Source organism: Micromonospora sp. WMMD998 (genome assembly GCF_029581235.1).
In the GTDB taxonomy this organism is placed as follows: domain Bacteria; phylum Actinomycetota; class Actinomycetes; order Mycobacteriales; family Micromonosporaceae; genus Micromonospora.
The window spans coordinates 6,511,448-6,525,237 of sequence record NZ_CP120740.1 but is presented as its reverse complement, the minus strand read 5'-3'; the positions used below and the strand labels follow the sequence as shown (position 1 = coordinate 6,525,237).

At 75.6% G+C, this 13,790-nt stretch carries 12 protein-coding genes and 1 riboswitch; of the genes, 10 read left to right on the top strand and 2 right to left on the bottom strand.

Translation table 11 applies throughout. From position 1 onward, the window contains the following. The first annotated feature begins 24 nt into the window (after positions 1-24). The 3 genes from O7619_RS29705 (at position 25) to O7619_RS29695 (ending at position 3,634) form a co-directional block, all read left to right on the top strand. Complete coding sequence (locus O7619_RS29705) at positions 25-1,704, top strand: ATP-binding cassette domain-containing protein (RefSeq protein ID WP_282284818.1); 1,680 nt, start codon at positions 25-27, stop codon at positions 1,702-1,704. Beyond that, positions 1,701-2,498, top strand: a complete 798-nt coding sequence (locus tag O7619_RS29700; RefSeq protein WP_282284816.1) for a nucleotidyltransferase domain-containing protein — start codon at positions 1,701-1,703, stop codon at positions 2,496-2,498. The genes O7619_RS29705 and O7619_RS29700 overlap by 4 nt, the downstream gene beginning before the upstream one ends. Positions 2,499-2,671: 173 nt before the next feature. Further along, complete coding sequence (locus tag O7619_RS29695) at positions 2,672-3,634, top strand: aldo/keto reductase (RefSeq protein WP_282284814.1); 963 nt, start codon at positions 2,672-2,674, stop codon at positions 3,632-3,634. Between the two features lie 457 nt (positions 3,635-4,091). Here O7619_RS29695 and O7619_RS29690 read toward each other — a convergent pair whose 3' ends face one another. Beyond that, a complete protein-coding gene (locus tag O7619_RS29690; protein ID WP_282284812.1) occupies positions 4,092-5,000 on the bottom strand; it encodes a DUF559 domain-containing protein in 909 nt (302 codons plus the stop codon). 119 nt (positions 5,001-5,119) lie between these two features. Then, positions 5,120-5,231: riboswitch (TPP riboswitch) on the top strand. On the opposite strand from O7619_RS29690, the gene O7619_RS29685 reads away from it, so the two are divergent. The 7 genes from O7619_RS29685 (at position 5,226) to thiC (ending at position 11,018) form a co-directional block, all read left to right on the top strand. Then, positions 5,226-5,852: a thiamine phosphate synthase gene (locus O7619_RS29685; protein ID WP_282284811.1), complete on the top strand. Its 627-nt coding sequence runs from the start codon at positions 5,226-5,228 to the stop codon at positions 5,850-5,852. It overlaps the preceding riboswitch by 6 nt. Beyond that, positions 5,846-6,976, top strand: a complete 1,131-nt coding sequence (thiO, locus tag O7619_RS29680; protein WP_282284809.1) for a glycine oxidase ThiO — start codon at positions 5,846-5,848, stop codon at positions 6,974-6,976. Before O7619_RS29685 ends, thiO begins: the two co-directional genes overlap by 7 nt. Further along, positions 6,967-7,167 (top strand): sulfur carrier protein ThiS, encoded by a 201-nt coding sequence (gene thiS / locus O7619_RS29675; RefSeq protein ID WP_282284807.1) that lies wholly within the window; start codon positions 6,967-6,969, stop codon positions 7,165-7,167. The genes thiO and thiS overlap by 10 nt, the downstream gene beginning before the upstream one ends. Continuing rightward, positions 7,164-7,934: a thiazole synthase gene (locus tag O7619_RS29670; protein ID WP_282284805.1), complete on the top strand. Its 771-nt coding sequence runs from the start codon at positions 7,164-7,166 to the stop codon at positions 7,932-7,934. Before thiS ends, O7619_RS29670 begins: the two co-directional genes overlap by 4 nt. 41 nt (positions 7,935-7,975) lie before the next feature. Continuing rightward, complete coding sequence (locus O7619_RS29665; protein WP_282284804.1) at positions 7,976-8,632, top strand: thiamine phosphate synthase; 657 nt, start codon at positions 7,976-7,978, stop codon at positions 8,630-8,632. Then, positions 8,629-9,417: a bifunctional hydroxymethylpyrimidine kinase/phosphomethylpyrimidine kinase gene (gene thiD / locus O7619_RS29660; RefSeq protein WP_282284803.1), complete on the top strand. Its 789-nt coding sequence runs from the start codon at positions 8,629-8,631 to the stop codon at positions 9,415-9,417. Before O7619_RS29665 ends, thiD begins: the two co-directional genes overlap by 4 nt. Before the next feature lie 17 nt (positions 9,418-9,434). Then, positions 9,435-11,018 carry a phosphomethylpyrimidine synthase ThiC gene (thiC, locus tag O7619_RS29655; protein ID WP_282284802.1) on the top strand — a complete coding sequence of 528 codons (1,584 nt, stop codon included), beginning with the start codon at positions 9,435-9,437 and terminating at the stop codon, positions 11,016-11,018. Between the two features lie 126 nt (positions 11,019-11,144). On the opposite strand, the gene O7619_RS29650 is transcribed toward thiC, so the two are convergent. Next, a complete protein-coding gene (locus O7619_RS29650; protein ID WP_282284801.1) occupies positions 11,145-13,742 on the bottom strand; it encodes a hypothetical protein in 2,598 nt (865 codons plus the stop codon). Positions 13,743-13,790 lie beyond the last annotated feature (48 nt).

Genomic DNA, 13,790 nt, shown 5'->3' with positions numbered 1-13,790 from the left:
CACCGACTCGGGCAGGATGCCGGCGTGGGATACGTGGACGTGGCAGGGGTCGGGCACATCCTCCCGGACGGGCGGGAGCTGTTCGGCGAGGTGTCGTTCCGGGTCGGTGAGGGCGCCAAGGTGGCGCTCGTCGGCCCCAACGGCGCCGGCAAGACGACCCTGCTCCGGATGGTCGCCGGCGACCTGCCGGTGCGCACCGGCGCGATCGCCCGCTCCGGCGGTCTGGGCGTGATGCGGCAGTTCATCGGCATGATCGGCGACGAGTCGACGCTCGCCGACCTGGCCCTGTCGCTCGCCCCGCCCGCGTTGCGCGACGCCGGGCACCGGCTCGTCGAGACCGAGGCGGCCATGCGGACGGCCGAGGTCCGCGGCAAGTACAGCTCCGCCGCCGGCAAGGCCCAGCTCGCGTACGCCGACGCGCTCGCCGCCTGGGGCGAGAGCGGCGGGTACGACGCCGAGGTGCTCTTCGACACCGTCAGCACGATCGTGCTCGACCTGCCGTGGGACGACGCCCGCGACCGGCCGGTCCGGACCCTCTCCGGTGGCCAGCAGAAACGCTTCGCCCTGGAGCTGCTGCTGCGTGGCCCGGACGAGGTGCTGCTGCTCGACGAGCCGGACAACTTCCTGGACGTGCCGGGCAAACGCTGGCTGGAGGCCCGGCTGCGCGAGTCCGGCAAGTCGGTGCTCTACGTCTCGCACGACCGGGAGCTGCTGGCCCAGACCGCCGACCGGGTGGTGGCCGTCGAAGGCGGCAGCGCGTGGGTGCACCCCGGCGGCTTCGCGAGCTGGCACAACGCGCGGGTGGCCCGGCACGCCCGCCTCGACGAGCTGCGCCGGCGCTGGGACGAGGAACACCAGAAGCTGCGCGAGCTGATGCTGATGTACAAGCAGAAGGCCGCATACAACGACGGGCTGGCCTCCCGCTACCAGGCCGCGCAGACCCGGCTGCGCAAGTTCGAGGAGGCCGGGCCGCCGCCCGTACCCCCGAAGGACCAGGACATCCGGATGCGGCTGACCGGCGGGCGGACCGGCAAGCGCGCGGTGATCGCCGAGCAGCTCGAGCTGGACGGCCTGACCTACCCCTTCGACCTGGAGATCTGGTATGGCGACCGGGTCGCGGTGCTGGGCGCGAACGGGACCGGCAAGTCGCACTTCCTGCGGCTGCTGGCCCGCGGTGGCACCGACCCCGACCCGGGCAACACCCCGGTCGACGGCGCCGCCGCGCTCACGCCGGTCGCGCACGACGGTGTGGTCCGGCTCGGCGCCCGGGTCCGGCCCGGTCACTTCTCGCAGACCCACGACCGGCCGGAACTGATGGAGCGGACGCTCGTCGAGATCCTCTGGCGGGGCGACGAGCACCGGGCCGGCATGGACCGGCACGCGGCCATGGGGGTGCTGTCCCGCTACGAGCTGGCCGGGCAGGGCGACCAGCGCTTCGGCACGCTCTCCGGCGGCCAGCAGGCCCGCTTCCTGGTGCTGCTGCTGGAGCTGTCCGGGGCCACGCTGCTGCTGCTCGACGAGCCGACCGACAACCTCGACCTGGCCTCCGCCGAGGCGCTGGAAGCCGGCCTGACCGCGTTCGACGGCACGGTGATCGCGGTCACCCACGACCGGTGGTTCACCCGCACCTTCGACCGGTTCGTGCTGTTCCGCGGCGACGGGGACGTGGTGGAGACGCCGGAGCCGGTCTGGGACGTGGGGTGATCGACGAGGAGCTGGTCGACCGGCTCTGCGCGGTCGACGGCGTGGTCGCGGTGGCGCTCGGCGGCAGCCGGGCCCGCGGCGACCACCGGCCCGACTCCGACTGGGACATCGGCCTCTACTACCGGGGTACGCCGGACGTGGCCGGCCTGCGGGCGGTCGCCGCCTCGATCGCCGACGGCCCGGTGGACCTCACCGCGCCCGGTGGCTGGGGGCCCTGGGTCGACGGCGGCGGATGGCTGCGCGTCGGCGGGGTCGCGGTGGACTGGATCTACCGCGACCTGGACCGGGTACGCCGGGTCTGGGCCGACTGCCGGGCCGGCCGCTACACGGTGGCGACGCAGGCCGGGCATCCGCTCGGGTTCTACTCCCACGCGTACGCCGGGGAGGTGGCGCTCGGCCGGGTGCTCGGCGACCCGACCGGCGAGCTGACCACGCTGCGGGCCGAGACCGTCGACTACCCACCGGCGCTCGGCGCGGCGCTCCTGGTCGGCGGATGGGAGACCGGCCTGCTGCTGGACGCCGCGGCCAAGGGCGCGGCCTCCGGCGACGCCGGGTACGTGGCCGGCTGCCTGTTCCGGGCGGTCGGCGTGCTGACGCAGGCGCTGCACGGGCGGGCCGGCCGGTGGCTGGTCAACGAGAAGGGCATGCTCGCCTCCGCGGGTCGGCTGCCCGGCGCGCCCACGGGCTTCACCGACCGGGCGCAGGCGCTGCTCGGCGCGGTGGGGCGTACCCCCGTCGAGCTGTCGGCGACGGTCGGTGCCGCCCGGACGTTGGCCGCCGACGTGCTCGGCTGAGCCGCCGTCGCCTGCTGGTGCGGGCCGGCGGTACGGTCTCGGCCGGCAGGCCGGCGTCGGTTGGAGGTTCGACGTCCGGACGGTGGGCGGTGGCGGCTAGGAACGTGATGTCGTGGACGACTCAGCTCGGCGATGGTCCGCTCGCCCGGTGACGGCACGGCGGCGGGCATAGGGTGGATCTCGTGAGTGAGATGACCTATCGCCGGCTGGGCGACTCCGGGCTCGTGGTGTCCGTGGTCGGCATCGGCTGCAACAACTTCGGCCGCAAGCTCGACCTCGACGGCACCCGGGCGGTGGTGGACGCCGCGCTCGACGCCGGGATCAACTTCTTCGACACCGCCGACATCTACGGTGAGCCTCAGGGCGGCTCCGAGGAACTGCTCGGCCTGGCGCTCAAGGGCCGCCGGGACGACGTGGTGGTCGCCACCAAGTTCGGCATGGAGATGAACGGGGCGAACGGGCCGGACCACGGCGCCCGGGGCGCCCGCCGCTACATCGCCCGCGCGGTCGAGGCGTCGCTGCGCCGGCTCGGCACCGACCACATCGACCTCTACCAGATGCACGAGCCCGACCCGGGCACGCCGATCGACGAGACGCTCGCCGCGCTCGACGACCTGGTGACCGCCGGCAAGGTGCGCTACCTCGGCAACTCCAACTTCGCCGGCTGGCAGATCGCCGACGCCGACTGGACCGCGTCGTCGGCGGGCCGCACCCGGTTCATCTCCGCGCAGAACCACTACTCGCTGCTGGAACGGGGCGTGGAGGAGGAGATCATCCCGGCCTGCGAGCGGTTCGGCCTCGGCATGCTGCCGTTCTTCCCGCTCGCCAACGGGCTGCTCACCGGCAAGTACAAGCGGGGCCAGGAGCCACCGGCGGGCAGCCGGCTCGCCGGTGGCGGCCGGTACGCCGAACGGCTGGCCGCGGCGCGTTGGGACACCATCGAGGCGATCGAGGCGTACGCGGCGGAGCGCGGAGTGAGCATCCTGAAGGTGGCCATTGGCGGACTCGCCGCCCGACCCGCGGTGACCTCGGTGATCGCCGGCGCGACCACGGCCGACCAGGTACGCGCCAACGCCGACGCCGGCACCTGGCAGCCCACCGACGAGGACCTGACCGCCCTCGACGCCCTCCTCTAGCCGCCCCGCCCCCCGCCTTCGCCCTCTCCCGGTTGCCCGGCCGCGCGTTGTGCGTCGGGCGTTGCCTCGCGCTGCTTGCGGTGGTGCTGCTCGCCCTCGCCACTGGCCTGACCGCCCTCAGCCCATCCGCCCTCGAGGCACCCATACCGTTCCACCCGCAGACGGCGCTGGCGACGAGTGGAACGGTATGGGTGTCAAAAGGGCGGTGAGACACCCATACCGTTCCACTCCAGTTCGATGGCGTCGATGAGTGGAACGGTAGGGGTCTCTGCGGGCGGGTTTGACACCCGTGGCGTTCCAGTGGGCACACCTGAGCGCGGCGGGGCATCTGGGGCGTGACGCCCCGCTTCAGCGCGGCGTGCCCGCCTGAGCGGCGTGGCGCGCTCAGCGCGGCGGGTACGCATGAGCGCGGCAGCGCGCGTAGCGGGGCGGGCGTCAGCGTGAACCGGGGCGTGCGTCAGCGCGTCGGGGTGGTGTGGCGTTCCGCGAGGGCCTGGCGGACCAACGCGACCGTCGCCTCCGGACGGCGCAGCACGTCGTCGGCGGTGAACCGGAGCACGGTCCAGCCGGCTGAGCGGAGCGCGTTGAGCCGGGCCACGTCCCGCCGGAAGTGTGCCCGCTCCCGATGGTGGTCTCCGTCGTACTCGACCGCGATGCGCAGCGCCGGCCAGGCCAGGTCGACCCGGGCCACGAAGCGCCCGCCGTGGCGCACCTCGTGCTGGGCGGTCAGCGGGCCGAGACCGGCGTCGAGAAGGAGCAGTCGGAGCCTCGTCTCCATCGGGGACTCGCTCAGTGGCTCGGCCAGCGCCAGCACCTCGCGTATCAGGGGCGATCCCGGCCAGCGGGCGCGTGCCGCGGCGTAGTCGCGCAGGGCGGGCAGCTCCACCACCCGGCGGCCCAGCAGCGCGTCCACGGCGACCAGGGCCTCGACGCGGGCACCGTGCCGACCCAGGTCGAACGCGGTACGCAGCGCGGTGGTGACCGGCAGCCCGGCGAAGCGGGTGCGATCCGGCTCGGGCAGCGGCGAACGCACGAGCGACAGCCGGGGATGCGGGCGCAGGCGGGCGGTCGTCGGCAGGAGCACCGTCACCGGATCACCCCGGGTGAGCAGGTCTACACCGTACAGCCAGGCCGCGCTGCGGCCGGCGAGCACCGCGTCCGGCGGCAACCGCAACGCGACCGCTTCGCACCATGTCCGGTGGTCGTCGGCGCGGTGCGCGTCCCGGTGCACGTACACGTCAGGTAGCAGCCGCAGCCACGTCGGACCGCGCAGCATCGTGCGGGTCAGGAGCCCGGCGGCGACCGCGTGGCTGCCCCGGAACGGCAGGTGGGAAAGGCACTGCGGGACGCGAGCGGAGATGGCCACCAGGACAGCGTGTCGGGATGCGACACCCACCCGTCGCCCCGGTCCGCCGAGTGGTGTGGTCCTGGGAAAAACGTCACCTGGTCTTCCGTACGGCCGGGGGCGCGTCGTACGGTAGGCCGCAAGTGACCCACGGGAGCCCGGTGTGGACCGGGCTGAGAGGGGGGCTGCCAGCCCCCGACCGTCGAACCTGATCCGGGTAATGCCGGCGCAGGGAGGAGCGTTGCCGTGCCGTCCCTGGGACGACTGCATCTCATCACCGACACCCGGCCGGGGCGGGATCCGCTCGCCGTGTTGCGTGCCGCCCTGCCGGTGGCGCGCGACGACCTCGTCGTGCAGGTGCGCGTGACCGACGACGCCACCGATCGGGAGGCGTACGACCTGGCCTGCCGGGTGGTCGGGGCGTGCCTGCCGTACGGGGCGTGCTGCCTGGTCAACGACCGGTTGCACGTGGCGCTCGCGGTGGGCGCAGCCGGCGGTCACGTCGGGGCGGACGACCTGCCGGTGGCCGCCGCCCGTCGGGTGCTCGGCGCCGGCGCGGTGCTCGGCGCGACCGCCCGGGAGCCGGGCGCCGCCCGCGCGGCCGTCGACGCCGGGGCGACCTACCTGGGCGTGGGCCCCTGCCACGCCACCACCACCAAGTCGGGCCTGCCCGCGCCGATCGGCCCGGACGGGGTACGCGCCGTCGCCGGGTCGGTGACCGTGCCGGTGATCGCCATCGGCGGGGTGACCGCCGGGTCGGTGCCGGCGTTGCGGGCGGCCGGGGCGTACGGGGTGGCGGTGGTCGGCGCGCTCAGCGCAGCGGCCGACCCGGCGCGCGCCACCGCCGAGCTGCTGCGGGCGCTGACGTGTTAAGCGGGGCCCCTTCCTCTACCAAAAGCGTTAAGCGGGGCCCCTTCCTTACCGATGTGGGGGTGGTGGGGGCGGGGCCGGTGGGACTCGCGGTCGCGTGGCGGTGCGCGCAGCGCGGGCTGCGGGTGGTGGTGCACGACGACCGGCCCGGGTCGGGCGCGTCCCGGGTGGCCGCCGGGATGCTCTCCCCGGTCGCCGAGGCGTACTTCGGTGAGCACGAGCTGACCGGGCTGCTCGTCGAGTCCGCGAAGCGCTGGCCCGGCTTCGCCGCCGAGCTGGCCGAGGCGAGCGGCGTCGACCTCGGCCACCGCACCGACGGCACGCTCGTGGTCGGGCTCACCGCCGACGACGTGGCCGTGGCGGGGCGGCTGTGGGCGTACCAACAGGGGTTGGGGCTGCCGATCACCCGGCTGCGCCCGTCGGCGCTGCGCGACCTCGAACCGGCGTTGACCACCCGGGTACGCGGCGGCGCGGTCGCGCCCGGCGACCACCAGGTCGACCCGCGCCGGCTGGTCACCGCGCTGCGCACGGCGGCCGAGCGGGCCGGCGTGACGCTGCGGCCGGCGCACGTCGGCGCGTTGTCCGAGGTGGACGCCCGGGTCACGGTGGTCGCGGCCGGCTGCGGCGCGGCCACGCTCACCAGCCTGCCGGTGCGGCCGGTGAAGGGTCAGGTGCTCCGGCTCCGCGCGCCCGGCGGCGGTCCGCCGGGCTTCCGGCACGTGATCCGGGGGTACGCCGACGGCGAGCCGGTCTATCTGGTGCCCCGGGACAGCGGCGAGGTGGTGGTCGGCGCGACCGTGGAGGAACGCGCGGACACCGAGGTCACCGCCGGCGGGGTGCTGACGCTGCTCCGCGCCGCCGTCGAGCTGGTGCCGGAGCTGACCGAGTACGAGCTGGTGGAGACCGTCGCCGGGCAGCGCCCCGGCACGCCGGACAACGCGCCGATCCTCGGGGCGCTGCCCGGACGGCCCGGCGTGCTCGTCGCCACCGGCCACCACCGGCACGGCATCGTGCTCACCCCGGTCACCGCCGACCTGGTCACCGACCTGATCATCACCGGCGAGCCGGATCCGGCGCTCGCCCCCTTCAGCCCCGACCGGTTCGGGAAGGAGCGCACGTGGAACTGATCGTCAACGGCGCGGAGCGGACGCTACCCGACGGCGTCACGGTCGCCGACGTGGTGCGTGCGGTCACCGGGCAGCAGCGCGGCCTCGCGGTCGCGGTCAACGGCGAGGTGGTGCCGCGCGGCGGCTGGCCGGCGAGTGTGCTGCGCGACGGCGACCGCGTCGAGGTGCTCAGCGCCGCGCAGGGCGGGTGAGCGGGATGCCTCTGGAGATCGGCGGCGTCGCGTTCGGCTCCCGGCTGGTGCTCGGCACCGGCGGCGCGGCCAACCTGCACGTGCTGGAGGCGGCGATCCACGCCTCCGGCACCGAGCTGGTGACGCTGGCGCTGCGCCGGGTGGGCAGCACGCCGGGTGGGCTGCTCGACCTGCTGGAACGCTGCGGGGTGCGGCTGCTGCCGAACACGGCCGGCTGCCGGACCGCGGTGGAGGCGGTGAAGGTGGCGCACCTGGCCCGGGAGGCGTTCGACACCGACTGGGTGAAGCTCGAGGTGATCGGCGACGAGCGCACGCTCCTGCCCGACGGGGTGGAACTGCTGCGCGCCGCCGAGGACCTGGTGGCCGACGGGTTCACCGTGCTGCCGTACACCTCGGACGATCCGGTGCTGGCCCGGCGGCTGGCGGACGTGGGCTGCGCGGCGGTGATGCCGGCCGGCTCGCCGATCGGCTCCGGCCTGGGCATCGGCAACCCGCACCACATCCGGCTGATCCGGCAGGCCGTGGACGTGCCGGTGATCCTCGACGCCGGCATCGGCACCGCCTCCGACGCGGCGCTCGCGATGGAGTTGGGATGCGACGGGGTGCTGCTCGCCAGCGCCGTCACCCGGGCCGTCGACCCGGTGGCGATGGCCACCGCGATGCGCCACGCCGTCGAGGCCGGCCACCTGGCCCACCACGCGGGCCGCATCCCCCGCCGCGACCACGCCCTCCCGTCCACCCCCGACGAGGGACGACCCAACCTGTGACCAACCCCGCCGAGCCCCCGCCCATCGAGGGCGATCTTGGTATGCGCACGCCCCTCCAGGGGCGGATGCGTACCAAGGTCCGCCGGCGTCCGAGCGGGTTGGTGCTGCTGACGGATCGGCGGGTGGCTCGGGGGGCGCTCGTCGAGGTGGTCGCCTCGGCGGTGGGTGGGGGAGTGCGGTGGGTGGTGCTGCGGGAGAAGGATCTGCCACGTGCCGAGCGCCTCGCCCTCGCCGTCGAGTTGCGGGCGGTGCTCGCCGATGTCGGCGGCACGCTTGTCGTCGCCGGCCCCGACCCGCTCGACGGGGACGCCGTGCACCTGCCCGCCGCCGGCCCGTACCCGCCGCCGCGACTCGGGCTGGTCGGCCGCTCCTGCCACGACGCCGACGAACTGGCCCGGCTGACCACCGAGGACTACGCGACCCTGTCGCCGGCCTTTCCCACCCGGACGAAGCCCGGCTACGGCCCGCCGCTGCGGCCGGAAGGGTTGCGCGCGCTTGTCGACGCGAGCCCGGTCCCGGTGCTCGCCCTCGGCGGCATCGAAACCCCGGACCAGGTGCGGGCCTGCGTCGACGCGGGCGCCACAGGCGTCGCCGTCCTCGGCGCGCTCATGCGCGCCCCCGACCCGAGGGGCGTCGCTGCCACGCTGGGCAGCGCCTTCGAGGAGCCCCCCACCGCAACCCCGGAGGAAAGACAGTGACGCCGAGGACCATCCTCACCATCGCCGGCTCCGACTCCGGGGGTGGCGCCGGCATCCAGGCCGACCTCAAGACGTTCGCCGCGCTCGGGGCGTACGGAACAAGCGTGCTCACGGCCGTCACCGCGCAGAACACCCGGGGCGTGGACGCGGTCCTGCCGTTGCCCCCGCAGACGGTGCGCGACCAGCTCGACAGCGTGCTCGGCGACTTCGACGTGCGCGCGGTGAAGACCGGGATGCTCGGCACCCCGGCGGTCGCCGAGGCGGTGGCGGAGGCGGCCCGGGACGGTCGGCTGCCCCGGCTCGTCGTCGACCCGGTGCTCGTCGCCACGAGCGGGCACCGGCTCGGCGTGGTGGAGGCGGTCGAGCGGCTGCTCCCGTACGCCCGGGTGGCGACGCCGAACTGCGCGGAGGCCGCCGCCCTCACCGGACGCCGGGTGGAGACGGTCGAGGAGATGGTCGCCGCGGCGGAGGCGCTGGCGGCGCGCGGCCCGGCGTTCGTGGTGGTCACCGGCGGCGACATCGACGCGGCCGGTGAGTCGGTGGACGTGCTGGCCGGCGGTGGCACGACGCGGCTGCTGCGGGCGCCCCGGGTGGCGACGCGGCACAACCACGGCACCGGCTGTTCGTTCGCGGCGGCCGTCGCGGTCCGGCTGGCGGCCGGCGACGCGGTGCCGGTCGCGGTGGCCGCCGCCAAGGAGTACGTGACCCGCGCGCTGACCGGCGCGCGGGACTGGGAGTTGGGCGCGGGACGCGGCCCGCTGGACCACTTCGGTTGGTCCGCTTGAGCGACAGGGAGGCTGTCATGCAGGCACGTCGCAAGGTGTATGTGGAGGGGACCCGGCCGGACGTCCGGGTGCCGTTCGCCGAGGTGACGCTGACCGGGGACAACCCGCCGGTGCGGCTCTACGACACCTCCGGCCCCGGCTCGGACCCGGAGGTGGGCCTGCCCGCGCTGCGCGGGCCGTGGATCGCGGAGCGCGGGGACGTCGCGCCGGTGCGGGGCGCGGGCAGCCCGCTGGCCGGGACCCGGCCGACCCAGCTCGCGTACGCCCGGGCCGGGACCGTCACGCCGGAGATGGAGTTCGTGGCGATCCGGGAGGGGGTGACGCCGGAGTTCGTCCGGGACGAGATCGCGGCCGGCCGGGCGGTGCTGCCGCTCAACGTCAACCACCCGGAGTGCGAGCCGGCGATCATCGGCAAGGCGTTCCTGGTGAAGGTGAACGCCAACATCGGCACCTCGGCGGTGACGTCGTCGGTGGCCGAGGAGGTGGAGAAGCTGACCTGGGCCACCCGGTGGGGCGCGGACACCGTGATGGACCTGTCCACCGGGAAGCGGATCCACGAGACCCGCGAGGCGATCGTGCGCAACGCGCCGGTGCCGATCGGCACCGTGCCGATCTACCAGGCGCTGGAGAAGGTCGGCGGCGACCCGGTGAAGCTGAGCTGGGAGGTGTTCCGCGAGACCGTGATCGAGCAGGCCGAGCAGGGCGTCGACTACATGACGGTGCACGCCGGCGTGCTGCTGCCGTACGTGCCGCTGGCCGTGGACCGGGTGACGGGCATCGTCTCCCGGGGCGGGTCGATCATGGCGGCCTGGTGCCTGGCGCACCACGAGGAGAACTTCCTCTACACCAACTTCCGTGAGCTGTGTGCGCTGCTCGCGCGCTACGACGTGACGTTCTCCCTCGGCGACGGGCTGCGTCCCGGGTCGATCGCGGACGCCAACGACGAGGCGCAGCTCGCGGAGCTGCGGACGCTCGGCGAGCTGACCACTGTGGCCTGGGAGCACGACGTCCAGGTGATGATCGAGGGGCCGGGGCACGTGCCGATGCACAAGATCAAGGAGAACGTGGACCTCCAGCAGGAGTGGTGCCACGAGGCGCCGTTCTACACGCTCGGCCCGCTGACCACCGACATCGCCCCCGCGTACGACCACATCACGTCCGCGATCGGCGCGGCGATGATCGGCATGTTCGGCACCGCGATGCTCTGCTACGTCACGCCGAAGGAGCATCTCGGCCTGCCGGACCGCGACGACGTGAAGGCCGGCGTGATCGCCTACAAGATCGCGGCGCACGCGGCCGACCTGGCCAAGGGGCACCCGGGCGCGCAGGCCTGGGACGACGCGCTGTCGAAGGCCCGGTTCGAGTTCCGCTGGGAGGACCAGTTCAACCTGGCGCTCGACCCGGAGACGGCGCGGGCCTACCACGACGCCACGCTGCCGGCCGAGCCGGCGAAGACCGCGCACTTCTGCTCGATGTGCGGGCCGAAGTTCTGCTCTATGAAGATCACCCAGGAGCTGAAGGACTACGCGGCGCGGGGCATGCGCGGCAAGTCCGAGGAGTTCGTCGCCGGCGGCTCCCGGGTCTACCTGCCGCTGGCCTGAGCACCCCGTCCGTCCGACCTCGTGGTGGCCGGACGCCAGCTCGGCGAAGTGGCGGTGTCCGGCCGGCGCGGATGCCACCACTTCGCCGTAGTGGCGTCGACCATGACCGAGACCTGGGCCCCGGACTCAGTCGCGGTGGTGTCGGCCGGTGCGCAGGGAACGGGCGTCGTCGGCGTTGTCGTCGGCGGCGAGACCGGCGACCCAGTCGACGTACTCCTCGTCCGGGGTGGCGCTCGGCCCGGCCGCGTCGTCGGCCGGTTCCGGACCGCTCCGGTCCCGGTTGCGCCGGAACAGGCCGCGCCGGCCCTTCGACTTCCCGCCGGTGGCCTCGGCGTCGTCCGCCCCGGCGTGCCGGCCCGGCGTCGCTTCCCGGTCGGGACCGGTCGTGTCCGGTTCCGCGTCGCCGCCCTGGGTCGGCTCGGTCGCGCGGGGTCCGGTCCGGCCGGCGGGGCGGGCATTTGTGGCGAGGGCGTCCCATCCCGGGCTCCGGCCCGGCTCGGGCAAACCCTGGTGGCGTGGACGGGGCGCCGACTCGGCCCGGGCCGTCGCGCCGTCGCCGTCCCGCCGGGCCACGGCGCGGCCCGGTGCGCCGGCCGGCTCACCAGGTGCGGCCATCTGACCGGGTGCGGTCGGCTGACCGGGTGCGGTCGGCGGCTTCCCGGGGCCGGTCGACGGTCCGCCCGGGGCGGTGGCGTCGGCCGGGCGGCTCGCCGCCGGGGGGATCGGCCAGGCCGGCCGCACGTCGCCCGGTCGTTCGGTCACGTCGTCGAAGATGGGGAACCGTGGCCGGGGCGACGTGGGCGGGGCGGGGCTGTCGGCCGGCTCGGCGGCGAAGAAGAAGCTGCGCGGGCGGCGGGCCGGCTTCGGCGCCGCGGCCGGCGGCTCGCCCGTCGCGACGGGGTCGGCCTGAGCGACGGGGTCGGCCTGAGCGACGGGGCCGTCCGGCGTCGGGACGGACGTACCGGCCGTGGCGGCTCCGGGTGCCGGCCGGGTGGCTGCCGGCGGGGTCACGGGCTGCGGGGCGGCTGCCGGCGGGGCCACCGGCTGCGGGGCGGTGGGCGGCGGGGTCACGGGCTGCGGGGCGGTGGGCGGCGGGGTCACGGGCTGCGGGGCGGCAGGTGGCGGGGTCACGGGTGACGGAGCGGCGGCCGGCGGGGCCACGGGGCGGCGGGCGGCGGGCCGCCGGGCGGTGGTCGGCGCGGCGTCGTTCCCGATGGGCGCCGGAGCAGGGCCGCCGGCCGGCGTGGCCCCGCCCCCCGCCGGCTCCGCGGGACGGTCCGTCGGCGTCGGCCCGTCCGGCGTCGGCGTGGACCGGGCGGCGGTGCGGCCCCGCCGCGGCCGGGTGGCCCGCGGCGTCGCGGCCGGCGTGGCCGCGTCGACGGGCGCGGCGTCGGCCGTCGCCGTGCGTGGTTCGGCACCGATCGTCGCCGTGCGTGGTTCGGCATCGATCGTCGCCGTGCGTGGTTCGACGTCGGTTGTCGGCGGGGCCGTCCGGGCGTCGGGTCCGGTCCGGTCCGGACCGGCCGTCGCCGGTGGCTCGGCTCCGGCCGGGTCGCCCGCCGGCGCCCCGCTCCCGAGCGGATCCGGCCCGGCCGAGGGCTGCCGACCGGGGCGGCCGGCGGCCAGGACGTCGATGGCCGAGGTCCGCCGGCCCGGCGGCAACAGGCCGGGCATCGGCAGGCCGCGGGTGGCGCTCTGGTCGTCCGACCCGCCGGCCTCCGGCCAGTCCCAGTGCGCGGGTGCCGGCGCGCCGGCCGAGGTCGGGGTCGGGGTCGCCACGGCGGAGGCCGCGGTGGGCGGGGTGGCCGGGGTGGTAGCCCCGGCCGGCAGTGGCGCGAGGATGTCGGTGGGCTCGACGGCGCCGGTGCCCTCGGGGACCGGCCGGCGCAGCACCGAGGTGGCGGTCGAACCGAGGGCGCCGGCGACGATCGCGATCAGCGCGCCGTAGTAGGGCGCGAGCTGGTAACGGTCGGCCGACGTGCCCGGACCCGCGGTCAGGTAGGCGAACGCCACGAGCACCGGCCCGGCCGCCCCGGCCGCCCCGCCGACAAGCGGCGGGTGCCCGGCCCGACGGGCCAGCACGCCGATCGCGGCGCCCGCGAGCAGGGCCAGCGTGGGCAGCAGCAGCATCGACAGGCGTTGCGCCGCGGCGGCATCCAGCCAGGACGGCTCAAGGACGCCGAGGCGTACGGTGGCCAGCGACCGGTTGGCGACGACCGTCGGGGCGACGGAGAGCAGGGCCAGCAACCAGACGACCCCGGCCGTGCACGCGACGCCCCAGCCGAACGGCGGCTTGAGTCGTACGGCGATCGCCGCGCCCGCGCCCACCACCGCGCCGAGGACGGCGCAGATGCCGGCGGCCCAGGCCGGGTCGACGGAGCCGCCCAGCTCGGCCGCGCGGGCCGGTTGCATGCAGAGCGGGGCGACCACGATCGCGCCCAACGCGCTGACGCCGGCGACGGCGAGCAGCTCGGTGGTGCCGCCGGGACGGTCGTCCCGGCCGCCGAGACGTTCGGTGAGGACGGCACCGGCGACGGTGGCGACCGCGGCGAACCAGGCGACCCAGGCGAGCTGGGCGGGCCACCTGTTGACCGAGCCGTCGACGAACGCGCCGTCGAGGCGGACGATGCCGAAGCCGTACGCCACGCCCAGTTGGCCGGCGCCGGCCAACACACTCACGCCGAGCGCCGTGAGCAGCAGCCTGCCCCACGTCCGAAAGGCCATGTCGGGCACGTTACGGCCCGGTGGGGTGGTTCGCCACCTTGCCACCGC